11 protein-coding genes and 1 pseudogene are annotated in these 12421 nt (G+C 42.8%); 8 read left to right on the plus strand and 4 right to left on the minus strand.

Annotated elements, in window-relative coordinates:
• Positions 1-3 precede the first annotated feature (3 nt).
• The 5 genes and pseudogenes from GSF13_RS16130 to uspE all read left to right on the plus strand — a co-directional run bounded on the left by GSF13_RS16130 (position 4) and on the right by uspE (position 5208).
• Positions 4-2379, plus strand: coding sequence for a heavy metal translocating P-type ATPase (locus GSF13_RS16130; RefSeq protein WP_211866281.1), 2376 nt, complete (start codon positions 4-6; stop codon positions 2377-2379).
• A complete protein-coding gene (gene ccoS / locus GSF13_RS16135; RefSeq protein WP_010605015.1) occupies positions 2376-2576 on the plus strand; it encodes a cbb3-type cytochrome oxidase assembly protein CcoS in 201 nt (66 codons plus the stop codon). Before GSF13_RS16130 ends, ccoS begins: the two co-directional genes overlap by 4 nt.
• 1 nt (position 2577) lies before the next feature.
• A pseudogene (locus GSF13_RS16140) lies at positions 2578-3248 on the plus strand (sulfite exporter TauE/SafE family protein).
• Between the two features lie 184 nt (positions 3249-3432).
• The gene (locus GSF13_RS16145) at positions 3433-4167 is read left to right on the plus strand and encodes an FNR family transcription factor (RefSeq protein ID WP_010373979.1); all 735 of its coding nucleotides are present in this window, start codon (positions 3433-3435) and stop codon (positions 4165-4167) included.
• A 117-nt stretch (positions 4168-4284) separates the two neighbouring features.
• A complete protein-coding gene (uspE, locus tag GSF13_RS16150) occupies positions 4285-5208 on the plus strand; it encodes a universal stress protein UspE (protein WP_010605017.1) in 924 nt (307 codons plus the stop codon).
• A 176-nt stretch (positions 5209-5384) separates the two neighbouring features.
• Here the strand turns inward: uspE and ttcA are convergent, their stop codons facing one another.
• The 4 genes from ttcA to GSF13_RS16170 form a co-directional block, all read right to left on the minus strand.
• Positions 5385-6278, minus strand: a complete 894-nt coding sequence (gene ttcA, locus GSF13_RS16155) for a tRNA 2-thiocytidine(32) synthetase TtcA (RefSeq protein WP_010373971.1) — start codon at positions 6276-6278, stop codon at positions 5385-5387.
• Positions 6279-6441: 163 nt separating this feature from the next.
• Positions 6442-7578, minus strand: a complete 1137-nt coding sequence (locus tag GSF13_RS16160) for an ABC transporter permease (protein WP_211866283.1) — start codon at positions 7576-7578, stop codon at positions 6442-6444.
• Positions 7575-8309 (minus strand): ATP-binding cassette domain-containing protein, encoded by a 735-nt coding sequence (locus GSF13_RS16165; protein ID WP_095729531.1) that lies wholly within the window; start codon positions 8307-8309, stop codon positions 7575-7577. Before GSF13_RS16165 ends, GSF13_RS16160 begins: the two co-directional genes overlap by 4 nt.
• A gap of 3 nt (positions 8310-8312) precedes the next feature.
• A complete protein-coding gene (locus tag GSF13_RS16170; protein ID WP_211866285.1) occupies positions 8313-9797 on the minus strand; it encodes an alpha/beta fold hydrolase in 1485 nt (494 codons plus the stop codon).
• Positions 9798-9886: 89 nt separating this feature from the next.
• On the opposite strand from GSF13_RS16170, the gene GSF13_RS16175 reads away from it, so the two are divergent.
• The 3 genes from GSF13_RS16175 to GSF13_RS16185 are packed head-to-tail and all read left to right on the plus strand — an operon-like array spanning position 9887 to position 12341.
• Entirely contained in the window at positions 9887-10258 is a 372-nt protein-coding gene (locus tag GSF13_RS16175; protein WP_010605021.1) for a GntR family transcriptional regulator, read from the plus strand.
• A complete protein-coding gene (locus GSF13_RS16180; protein WP_010605022.1) occupies positions 10258-11091 on the plus strand; it encodes an ABC transporter ATP-binding protein in 834 nt (277 codons plus the stop codon). Before GSF13_RS16175 ends, GSF13_RS16180 begins: the two co-directional genes overlap by 1 nt.
• Positions 11088-12341 (plus strand): hypothetical protein, encoded by a 1254-nt coding sequence (locus tag GSF13_RS16185; RefSeq protein WP_211866287.1) that lies wholly within the window; start codon positions 11088-11090, stop codon positions 12339-12341. Before GSF13_RS16180 ends, GSF13_RS16185 begins: the two co-directional genes overlap by 4 nt.
• The last annotated feature ends 80 nt before the right edge of the window (positions 12342-12421 follow it).

Genomic DNA, 12421 nt, shown 5'->3' on the forward strand with positions numbered 1-12421 from the left:
GCCATGGCAAATTCGTGTTTTCATTGTTTGGAGCCTATTCCTAAAGGGTTTGTAGGCTCGGTTACCTTTGAGGGTAGCGCACAACCGGTTTGCTGTATTGGCTGCCAGGCCGTTGCCGAAACCATTATTTCTCAAGGTATGAGTGACTACTATACTTACCGCACAGAAAGTGCAGGTAAAGTTGAAGAGCTTGTACCTGAACAACTCAAAATGCTACTCAGCTATGATCACGACGAGATCCAAGAGGACTTCGTCGAAATTAGCGGAGAACATAAAGAGGTACTCCTCAGTGTTGAAGGAATAAGCTGCGCCGCTTGTGCTTGGCTTATCGAAAAGCAACTGCTGGCGCTCGGTGGTATCGTTCGTGTTGATGTTAACACCTCCACTCACCGCGCCATGATTGTATGGCAAGATAAACACGTTAAGCTTAGCGATATCATTAAATCTTTGATGGAAATCGGCTATAAGGCCTACCCATTTCAAGCCGATGAAGAAGCTGCACAGAAACAAGCCGTAGCGAAAGCATACATCCGTCGTTTAGGCGTTGCTGGCCTCATGACTATGCAAGTGATGATGTTTGCATTTGCCATGTACTTTGGCATGTTTTCAGGCATGGAAGAGAACTTTGAACAGTACTTTCGTTGGATAAGTCTCGTGCTTGCCTCTCCTGTTATTCTGTATTCAGCGATGCCATTTTTAACGAATGCGGTTAAAGGGCTGAAAGCTAAACAACTGAATATGGATCTCCCTGTTTCACTTGCTATATTCGGAGCTTACGGTGCCAGTACTTACGCGACTTTTATGGAAGTCGGCGAAGTCTATTTTGAATCCATCTGTATGTTTACCTTCTTGCTGTTGTTAGGTAAATACCTTGAGTTCAGGGCCAGATTAAAAGCCAGTGAGTTTACTGCAAACCTGCAAAAGCTGCTGCCATTGACCGCCAGAAAGGTTGATGAGAATAACAATGAGCAACATATTGCCGCCAAAAAGCTAAAACTGAACGATCTGATATTAGTTAAGGCTGGAGAAACTATCCCCGCGGATGGCTTAGTGATCAAAGGCCATACCACAGTTGATGAGTCGATGATGACAGGCGAACATTTGCCAGTTAAGAAATATCAAGGCCATCAAGTGTATGCTGGAACCGTGAATCACGACGGTATAATTACGTTAGAGATCAATAAAATTGGGCAAAATACCCTGCTCAACCAAATTATTCGACTGCAACATAACGCACTTACCAAACGCCCTAAGTTGGTGGAAATCACCGATAAAGTCGCGCAGTGGTTTGTTGCCTGTCTATTAGTTTTTGCCTCAATTACCGCCATCGGCTGGTATCCCATTTCACCAGATAAGGCTTTTTGGGTCACGATTTCGGTGCTAGTAGCAACCTGTCCTTGTGCATTGAGCCTAGCTATACCCACCGCGCTGACTTGCGCCGTGGCGTCACTTACAAAGAAAGGGATCTTGATTAAAGAGGCCCATGTATTAGAAACGGCAACCAAATTAACGCGTGTTGCCTTTGACAAAACAGGCACACTGACCGAAGGCCGTTTCTCAATCAAACATATCGAATTGCTACAAACTGACTATAACGAGCAACAAGTCTTGGATTTTGCAGCAGCGTTAGAGCGGTTTTCTGAGCACCCTATCGCTCGCGCATTTGCACATATCACCCCAACCGAAAACCTAGTCCAAGATGTTGAAGTTGTGGCTGGTTCAGGTATCCGTGGTCACTGGCAAGGAATCACTATTGCCCTTGGGAAAAGCCATTGGTTTGATAACCACGCGTCATTTGCTCAAGCAACCTTGTTCATTGATAACAACGCAGTCGCTGACTTTTACTTCAATGACAAAGTAAAAAGCAATGCAGAAACAGTTGTTGAACAGTTACAACAAGCGGGCCTTACATGCCATATGCTAACTGGGGATAGCTCCAATGCAGGTAAAGAGTTATCGCAGCAGTTAGCATTAGATAGCTACCAAAGCGCTTGCACACCAGAGATTAAGCAACAAGCCGTTGAGGCTTGGTCCAAACAAGGCGAGATTGTCGCTATGGTAGGTGATGGCATCAACGATAGCCCAGTATTCAATAGCGCTCACTTGTCAGTTGCGATGGATACTGGCGCTGATATCTCAAAAAATACCGCTGATGTGGTGTTGTTAAATAGCGATTTGAATGCCATTCTAGCCCTTCAGCAAGTAGCGAAACAAACGCGCAGAATAGTAAAGCAAAACTTAACCATATCACTTTTGTATAACGGCTCCATTTTGCCACTCGCTGCACTTGGCCTTATTCCACCTTGGATAGCAGTTATTGGCATGTCAGCCAGCTCGATCATCGTGATCGGTAATTCATTAAGGTTATTAAAGCTATGAGTATCATCTACGTATTAATACCTATCGCCATTTTATTCGTCATTATTGCTATTGGTATTTTCTTTTGGGCAGTAAAAAGCGAACAATTTTCAGATTTGAATAAACAGGGCCACAGCATCTTATTCGATGATGATAAAGCGCAAACGGGTGATAAGTCCGTAAAACCATCAAATGACAAGAGTAATAACGACAAATAGCATGAATGAGATAAGCTTGCTGAGTGCATTTGTGATGGGGCTTGCGGGAAGTGGCCACTGCTTGGTGATGTGTGGCGGTATTGCCAGCTCGCTACAACTGGCGAGCAAGCAACTTTCTGCGGTGATTGTTACCCTGTTGTATAATATCGGACGTATCTCCAGCTATGCGCTTGCTGGCAGCCTTGTTGCCCTACTCGGGCAAGTCTCGCCAAGCAAAACACATCTCTCGCCATTATATTACAATTGATGAGTGGTATTTTTATGGTGCTTGTCGCTATCTACGTAATGCGCTTAGCCAGCACCTTAAAATGGCTAGAGTCGTTTGCTAAAAGCTTAATTTGGCAACATATTGTTAAGCTCAATCGCTACTTAGTCCCAGTCAATACAAAAACCAAAGCGTTTTGCTACGGCGCCTTATGGGGGTGGCTACCCTGTGGCCTAGTTTATTCGGCCTTAACATGGACATTACAAGCGAGATCAGCAACTGAAGGCGCACTCATTATGCTCGCCTTTGGTGTCGGCACAATGCCTGCACTGATTGTAATAGGGCAATCGGCTCAGCTGCTACAAAAGTTTATAAATCATTTAGTTACACGTATTATTATGGGTAATTTATTGATTTGGTATGGTGTTTATTTAATTATTATTGCAACTGATAAGTTAGTACATTAACCTATCCTTATCTAAGCAAACTCATCATTTAAGATTATTGGTTAGCGCTTTGAGATTAGGAGCTCCAATTGATAACCAAATTTTCTTTTGCGTGTCATATGAGTTTGTGGCGATCTGTAGTATCAAAACCGTTATGCTTTGTACTAGGTTGCCTTCACGTGCGTCATAGACTTATGGAAATTTTATGGACTTAAGTAATCAAAACCGCTCAAAGAGCCAATGCACAATCAGCTGCAATAATTGCAGTATCAGTCAGCTTTGTCTCCCATTTTCGCTCAATGGCAGTGAAATGGACAAGCTAGATGAGATCATTGAACGTAAAAAGCCGCTTCATAAAGGAGATTTTCTTTTCGAGTCAGGTGCGCCATTAAATGCTATCTTTGCCGTTCGTTCCGGCTCATTTAAAAGCTACACACTGTCTGAACAAGGTGATGAGCAGATCACAGGATTTCACCTTGCGGGCGATCTTGTGGGTTTTGATGCCATTAATAAAATGCAGCACCAAAGCTTCGCACAAGCTTTAGAAACCTCTATGGTATGCGAAATCCCTTTTGACACCCTTGATGAGTTAGCTGGTAAGCTGCCAAAACTGCGCCAACAGATCATGCGATTAATGAGCAGTGAAATCAATTACGACCAAGAAATGTTGTTATTACTGAATAAAAAGACTGCTGAAGAACGCTTAGCAACTTTTATCTATAACCTTTCAAATCGCTTTGGCGAGCGTGGTTTTTCTCGTAAAGAATTCCGCTTTACGATGACGCGCGGTGAAATTGGTAACTACTTGGGTCTTACTGTAGAAACCATTAGTCGTTTACTCAGCCGTTTCCAAAAAGCTGGAACAATAAAGGTCGAAGGCAAGTTCATTACCATTATTGATGCTGCAGCCCTAGCTGAAACAGCCGCGATTGCATCTTGATTTAGAACAAACTATTTATCGTTAAGACTTTATCCTTAGATAGGATCGGTTACACTCAATAAGGTCAGAGGTGAAAAGCTTCTGACCTTATTTGTATACCGTTTTAAGGAGATAGTCGTGGATAAAATCAAAAGTATACTCACCGTAATTGATCCAACTAAAGAGCGCCAAAATAGCTTAGAACGCTCTATCAATCTTGCCAAGCGTACCGGTGCAGCCATCACTGCATTTATGTCTATTTATGACTTCTCCTATGAAATGACCACGATGTTGTCTAAAGACGAGCGTGAAGCAATGCGTGAAGCGGTGATCAAAGACAGAGAAGCATGGCTTGCCGATATGGTTAAGGACTTTTCTGATGTGAGTATCCAAACTAAAGTGTTGTGGCACAATCGCCCCTACGAAGCGATCATCAAAACCGTGCTTGCGCATGATTATGATTTGGTCATTAAATCTACGCATCAACACGACACCCTGAAATCAGTGATCTTCACCCCAACCGATTGGCATTTAATTCGCAAATGCCCTGCGCCTCTATTACTGGTTAAAGATCACGCTTGGCCAGATCAAGGCAACATTATTGCAGCGGTAAACTCTGTCAGCGATAACGAGCAACATCAAGAACTTAATAAACGTATCATTACGGATGCTCAGTTTTTATGTGAATTAGCCAATGCCAAATTGAGCCTGGTAAACACCTATCCAGCAACGCCTGTTAATATTGCCATTGAAATTCCCGAGTTTAACCCATCGCAATACAATGAAGCCGTGAAAAAACACCATGAAGACGAGACATTTGCACTCGCAGAAACTTATTCAATAGATAAAAGCGATTGCATCATCAAAGAAGGTCTACCAGAGGACGTTATCCCCTACGTTGCTAAAGAAAAAGACGCTGAGTTGGTGGTCATTGGCACTGTCGGTCGCACTGGACTGAGTGCAGCGCTGGTTGGCAATACTGCTGAACATGTGATTGATAGCTTAGATTGTGATGTCTTAGCACTAAAGCCTGATGGCTATAAATCCCCATTAGAAGACTGAGGCGTAGACTCGGAATAACAGCTGCTAGAGAAAAGAGCTGATCCCAAGTATAGATTGGAATGTGCGGCAAATACACAGCCACACATTCCGTTTACTTGAGCTGTGCAAGCCAAAAAGTAAAATAGTTAAGAAGTATAAGACTATTTAGGCTAGTCTGGGTAAATCACTATTGAGAATTAAATATTGGTTACATCAATGAACAATGATTCATCAATGTTTGTCGAGGAAACCACTGCTTCGTTAAAATCATAAGCTTCTCGCTCACCGTCTCTATCTAGAGGCAAACTTTCGAAATCAAAGAGTTCAGTGTCAGCCAGTTGGCTTGGACTAACATTCTGAATTGATTTGAAAATATTCTCTACTCGACCTGGCGTCTTCTTGTCCCACTCAACCAACATAGATTTAATATTTTGACGTTGCAGGTTTTCTTGCGAACCACATAGGTTGCACGGAATAATAGGAAAATCCTTGTGTTCAGCGTATTGAATAAGATCTTTTTCACGTGCATAAGTGAGTGGGCGGATCACCACATTACGACCATCATCAGAACGTAGTTTGGGTGGCATCGCTTTCATTCTCGCGCCGTAGAACATGTTTAAAAACAGCGTTTCAACAATATCATCTAAGTGATGACCCAGTGCAATTTTTGTCGCGCCAATCTTTTCAGCAAATGAATACAAAGTACCACGGCGCAAGCGTGAACAAAGTCCACAAGTCGTTTTGCCCTCTGGTACTTTTTCTTTTACGACTGAGTAGGTATCTTTATCAATGATATAATAAGGAATGTCTAACGTTTCGAAGTACTCAGGCAAAATATGCTCTGGGAACCCAGGCTGCTTTTGATCCAGATTGACCGCGACCACATCAAAGTGAATTGGTGCCGCTTTTTTTAGGCTAAGTAAAATATCCAGCATAGCGAATGAATCCTTACCACCGCTGATACAAGCCATCACCACATCGCCTTCTTCGATCATATTGTAATCTTTGATGGCGTTGCCGACATTACGGCGCAGACGCTTTTGCAGCTTATTAAACTCTAAAACTTCTTTGCGATTATCTTGCTCTGTCATGGTGTTAGGTGCCGTATTCATACTTACTCAACTGCGTACTGTGCGCGTTATCGCGCTAGTACATTACTACATCAATTATGGGGCGCCGATTATACGTGAAATTAAGATGAGGTAAAATACAAAAATGGCGCCGCTTTGGGCGCCATAGTTGGGAACAAATAAATTAAAGGCCGAACACTACCTTTTCACTTTTTAGCATACGACTGCTTAGGTAGGTGAAAATAGCAAACAACCCCAGTGTGACCGCGCTCGACAATAATAGTTGTGGTACTGGTATCGCATTGCCTTTAATGATTTCAATCATTGCATTTTGCTGCGCTGCGATCGGCATCCACTGCATAATGTCGGTAGCAATATCATAGGTCGTTGCCATACTCATCATTACTGGAATGAACAGCGCCATCGCCACATAAGATTGCGCTTCTTTAAATGATTTAGCTAAGAAAGAGATAAATATCAATAAACTGGCAGACATTAACGCAATAGGCAGGCCAATTATAATTGCTGAAATAATAAATTTAGGACCAATGACCACTGTAAAGCCCATCATTTCCCATGGCACCATATTATAAGCAAACTTAGATACTATGGTGGTTAACACTAAAGCAATGATAGAAAAACCTGCGATTGCCCCCACTTTAGCTAACACAATATGCATGGTGCTGATCGGATGGCTAAGTAATAGCTGTAATGAGTTACGTTCACGCTCCCCTGCACTACTGTCAATCGCCATACCCATCGCCGCATAAAATAGCGAAATAATAATAGATAATGTTGCAATACCTAATACGAAGCCACCTTTAGAGGTCGGTGTCGCTTGGTCATAAGTTTGGACATCAATCGCACGTGCAATAGTCGGATCGATACCACGCGCGACTAATCGCAATGAAGCGACTTCGCTGTTGTATAACATGAGGTTACGCTCTAGCCGGTTAATTGATGAACGTAACTTTTGCTCCGATTTATCAGCAATGATAAATACCGTCGCGCTCTTACCTTGCATCATATTCTCTTGGTAATCTTCGCTGATCTCCAAGGTAATGGCTTTAACCTCTTCGCCTTCACCATGTTCAATTTCTTTACTCGCTAAAAATTGTACTAAGTTGGGCGCATTCTCCGCATTATTAATGGTGATTTTGAGTGCTTCAGGCGAAGCCATTTGCTTAAACATGACGGTAAACAATACACACATTAGAATAGGTGCACCGATACAATAGTAAAGGCCAGCCATCACTGAACGTTTGTCGCGGCTTGCGTCTAACACTTCTTTTTTAAATAAAACTGAGATTAATTTCATCATGCTGCAATTCCTTCATCTGTACCTATCAGGGTAATGAAAGCTTCCTCAAGCGACGCTTTACCTGTTTGTTCACATAGGGCCTCTGGAGAACCTTCCGCGACCACTTTGCCTTTCGCCATGACCACCACATGATCACAAAGTGCTGCAACTTCTTGCATCACGTGGCTAGAAAATAAGACACAGTGGCCTTGCGCCTTAAGCATCATCAACAAATCCCGTAACACTCTGGTACTCATTACATCTAAACCACGTGTTGGCTCATCAAGTACAATATTCGTTGGTTTATGCACGATTGCCTGTGCCAACGCCGTTTTCATTCTTTGGCCTTGTGAAAAGCCTTTACAGCGTCTATCCGCGATATCCAACATTTGTAGCTTTTCTAATACTTCTTGCGTCGCTGTAGCGGCCGATTTTGCGTCCATTCCACTTAGTTCAGCGTAAAATTGGGTATATTCACGCGGCGTCATGCGCTCGTAGAGCCCACATGGGTCAGGGAACAATCCTAATTGTTGTTTTGCCCTGGTTGGCTCTTTGGCAACATCAATACTATCGATAGACGCCATACCTTGATCAGCTTGAAGCAGGCCAAATACGGTCCGTAAGCAAGTCGTTTTACCAGCTCCGTTGGGTCCCAATAGTCCCGTAATTTGACCATCACGAGCGGTAAATGACAGCCCGTCTAGCGCGTTCACTTCACCAATCTTTTTATGTAAGTTATCTACTTGGATCATGAGTTACTCCTTATTAGCTGTTGCAGGACCATTGATGTTCATAAAGAATTGTTTGCGTGTGTCTTCTTCAAGACAACTGGTATCAAAGTCTCCCACTGTCTTTTCATCGTAAAACTTAGCAATAAGCTTATTAGCACAGCTTTGCCCTGCGACAATATGCGTTGCCGTTGGTGCAACTAAGTGTGTGGCATTGTTTAGTTTTTCCATCGCAACTTCGGCCCACTGAGCAGGCGTTGCTGGGTCTAATCCGCCAGAAAGTAGTAAGGTTGGAATATCGGACGCAACGGGTTCATAGTAACTACTCGACACCGGACTCACATTCCAAATTGGACACGTCGCATCCAATCCTGTAATCATCATCTTACCCATATAGTTTTCACTATATTTCGCTTTGTCCGCAGCCGTTAATCGTGGCCAATCTTCCCCACATACAATTGCCTGATGCATCCCCATGGCCAATCCAAGGCCGTCTTCACTTGGTGCCATCATGCCAACTAGAGGAGCAAGGTTGCCTTTAGTCGCTTCACTAATCGCAAGCGGCACCAATGCTCGGGAGGTATGAGAGTAAAGCGCCATCCTAATCGCGCTAAATAGCTTCATTTTGGTCATCGTCATTGCGAGCGGTTTACTGGTTCTGGGGTGAAGCACAGAAACCTCTATCGGCGTTTGCCCAACTTGCTCCAGCAAGCTTTGCCATTGCTGCTTTAGATTAGGATAATTATTTGCACACTTTTTATCGGCTTCACATTGTGCAAATAGGGCGTTCAATGACTCTTCTATCGCACCACCAATCGCCATTAAACTTTGGTTATTGGGTGCAAGACCATCTAACACGGCCGATGCAACACTATCAGGGAACTGTCTCATATACTCAAGTGCGATGCGTGTTCCATATGAGCCACCGTATAAGTGTAACTTGCTATAACCGAGTGCGGTTCTTACCGCGTCAAAATCTTTTGCTGCCGCAACAGTTGTGTAATCGGAAAGATCTGTGTCTAGTTTTTCTTTGCACTTTAGGGCGTCTTCTTTGTAAAAATCGAGACCCAGCAAAGTATCATTTAGCGCAAATTGTTGTTCAAGGTTATCCATATCACATTGCAATAGATTGGATTTTCCAGTTCCCCGTTGATCAACAAGTATAATGTCTCTATTTTCTCTCGCGTATTTAAGAATTCTTTCAAAGTTTGCTGCGATTTCGGTGGCTGATTGTCCAGGTCCCCCTGCAAACGCAATAATTGCTTCTTGTGGGTAAAGTTGTTTTATTGCAGGAATAACCATAAAGTGAATATCAATTTTTTGTTCTGTTTTGGTTTCACTTAATGGTTGTGAGATTTTTCCGCATTGTGCTCTATCATCGAGTCCCTTTGCATAGCAAGCGGATAATTCTGCTGTTGATGCTGCTGCTTGTAATGGCAGCACAGCTCCTAAAACGAGAGGAAGCAGCGCTAGCTTTACTAAGCTTTTCTTAAACTTAAATGGCTTTTTCATAGTTATTTCCTTGTTGACTCACGGTCAGTATGCTAACTTTAAGTGAGTGTATCAGTGTATTATTGTATTAATACAGTAGAATTAGAGTAATGCTAGATCTTATTCATGTCAACCCCAACAGCGCAGAGCCGATTTATAAGCAGCTATTTGATCAGGTAGTGCGTTTAATTGTGTCAGGTAAAGCACAAGCCGGAGAAGAGCTACCTTCTGTAAGAAAGCTAGCTGAACATTTCTCGGTAAATCCGATGACTGTCTCTCGAGCAATCGGGCAACTTGTCGATCAAGGTTGGCTTGAACGAAGACGCGGTCAGCCGACACGAGTAGCACAACAGCCAACCACACAACAGACCGATAGTCTGCTCAACAAAAACCTAGATATTTTAATTAATGATGCGAAACAACTTGGGATCACCAAGGTTGAGTTGATATCATTGATAGATAAAAACTGGGGACAAGAATAATGACAAGCCCACTACTACAATTCACCAAAATCCATAAACAATTTTCCGACAAGTCTGTTCTTGAAAACATAAACCTTACTATTGAACCTGGTATGGTTATGGGTCTACTGGGACGAAACGGTGCAGGTAAAACTACGCTACTGCGAATTGCACTTGGACTAATCGAACAAAATAGTGGTGAAGTTAGCTGCCTCAACAGCAGCAATCTAGAGCTGAGTCCTACATGCAAGAGCCAAATTGGCTATGTGCCACAGCAACCCTGTGGTTATCAAGGTTTTAAAGTCAAAGACGCCCTCGCACTGCACCGCAGCTTTTATCAAAATTGGGATAACACGCTAGAACAAGAGTGGCTTTCTCGCTTCGAGTTAGATGAAAACAAGCTAGTAAGTAACCTTTCAGTTGGTCAGCAACAAAGCTTAGCGCTGATAATGGCGATGTCGTATCGACCTAAGTTACTGATCCTTGACGAGCCTGTTTCAAATCTCGACCCCATCGCACGCCGAGAATTTATGTCGGACTTATTTGAGCTAGCGCTTGAGTCCGGCTCTGGTGTACTTTTCTCCTCGCATATTACATCTGACGTTGAGCGCGTCGCGAGTCATATTGCTATAATTAAAGATGGTAAGGTATTGGTTACTGGCGAACTAGATACACTGAAGGAACAGATTAGACTTGTTCCGCATCACCTTACAAACAACCTTCCATCAGCAGAGCTGCTTCACCAATCTGAACGTTTTAGTATTTACCAAGCTCAAGACGGCTCAAATTGGCCAACGGGCCTACAGCAAAGCCATAGCAACCTTGAACAACTTTTTGTGGAGCTACACACATGAGCACGTTAACTCGGCGCAATTGGTGGACAGGGTTTTCCGGCTTTTGGTTACGAGAGTGTGGCTCTGCAAATTTTTTCATTCCGGGGATCTTAGCTTCTATTGCTACACCATTATTAACCTTAATAGAAGAGCAAAACATACAAACATTTAGCTTGGTCTTTGCTATCAGCGCCTTATGGATGGCTTTTTGCTGGCAGTTAGTGAAATTACAAGCACAGGAAAGCGCATTACTATTCCCTGCAATTAAACGGCACGTATACTTACAAGGACTTGTAATACTAGTCGTTGGCTACATGTTCAATGCACTCGCTCTTTTCAACCGCCCCGCGCCAGAAGTTGCCTATGCCATGTTGTTTGCAACGAGTTTTGGTGGTAGCTTCTTTTTATTATGTATTCGAAATAGCTTTTATTTCAAACATAATAGCTACGTTTTCATGCTCGTACTCATGCTCGCTATGTTTTTTGGCGATACTCCACAAGTTTTAGCACTACTCGCCATTCCCTTCATATTAGTGGCAGTTTATCTGCTGATTACACGAAATAATAACTGTCAATGGCATCATTTGGCATATCAAACCTACATAAATAATATACAGACTGGCTGGCTCCCGAGTAATACCTTTACCCCTGATTTCCTCACTCAGCGGTTTAGGCAATTTTTTATGCCGATGAGCTATTTTTCAGGCAACCTGTTGATACAAACTTGTCAAATATTTTTTCTCTCAGGGCTTTTAGTCATTGTGGCAGTCGGCTTTTTTGGAGTCACAATTCAATTTATCACTGGCTTTACCGATATGCTTGTTTTGATGGTCGCTATTTTTGTCTGTTGGTCCAAACTACAAACAAAAATGACATGGGACCAGCTCTATCTATTACCTGTCTATTCAAGCCTAAAATCAATTAAACAGGCCTATCACGTTGCAGCAGTTAAGCTTGGCTTTTGCTTATCTTTGTTTCAACTTACAGTACTGCTGGTTTGCAGCTTCCTTACCACATTTGAGACTGTGGTTTTCTACCTTATGATATTTATCGGCTCGGTTGCAGGATTTATTCTTTGCGTTGCGCTAGGGAGCATCATAACGAGCGCCCTTACATTGTCACTTTCGTGCATGTTCGTAATCATTTTACATAGTGCGTTTAAATCTTACCTGTTAAATCACGAACACTCAGTTGCCACTCTATATCTGTTATTGGGCTATGTTGTGGTAGCCACTTCATTGCTCCTTTACAGTAATAGAAAGTTTGACTAAGACGTGCTCGGATCCGAGATGTTGCTCATATAGGCGTAGCACGAACCAAAGACTGTGCTAATAAGCATAAAAGAGTGATA

Source organism: Pseudoalteromonas sp. M8, assembly GCF_018141365.1.
Lineage (GTDB): Bacteria > Pseudomonadota > Gammaproteobacteria > Enterobacterales > Alteromonadaceae > Pseudoalteromonas.

Excerpts from the sequence above, each read along its gene's own strand:
- GSF13_RS16130 (WP_211866281.1), top strand. The coding sequence starts at position 4 with ATGGCAAATTCGTGTTTTCATTGTTTGGAGCCTATTCCTAAAGGGTTT.
- ccoS (WP_010605015.1), top strand. The coding sequence starts at position 2,376 with ATGAGTATCATCTACGTATTAATACCTATCGCCATTTTATTCGTCATT.
- GSF13_RS16145 (WP_010373979.1), top strand. The coding sequence starts at position 3,433 with ATGGACTTAAGTAATCAAAACCGCTCAAAGAGCCAATGCACAATCAGC.
- ttcA (WP_010373971.1), bottom strand. The coding sequence starts at position 6,278 with ATGACAGAGCAAGATAATCGCAAAGAAGTTTTAGAGTTTAATAAGCTG.
- GSF13_RS16160 (WP_211866283.1), bottom strand. The coding sequence starts at position 7,578 with ATGATGAAATTAATCTCAGTTTTATTTAAAAAAGAAGTGTTAGACGCA.
- GSF13_RS16165 (WP_095729531.1), bottom strand. The coding sequence starts at position 8,309 with ATGATCCAAGTAGATAACTTACATAAAAAGATTGGTGAAGTGAACGCG.
- GSF13_RS16170 (WP_211866285.1), bottom strand. The coding sequence starts at position 9,797 with ATGAAAAAGCCATTTAAGTTTAAGAAAAGCTTAGTAAAGCTAGCGCTG.
- GSF13_RS16175 (WP_010605021.1), top strand. The coding sequence starts at position 9,887 with ATGCTAGATCTTATTCATGTCAACCCCAACAGCGCAGAGCCGATTTAT.
- GSF13_RS16180 (WP_010605022.1), top strand. The coding sequence starts at position 10,258 with ATGACAAGCCCACTACTACAATTCACCAAAATCCATAAACAATTTTCC.
- GSF13_RS16185 (WP_211866287.1), top strand. The coding sequence starts at position 11,088 with ATGAGCACGTTAACTCGGCGCAATTGGTGGACAGGGTTTTCCGGCTTT.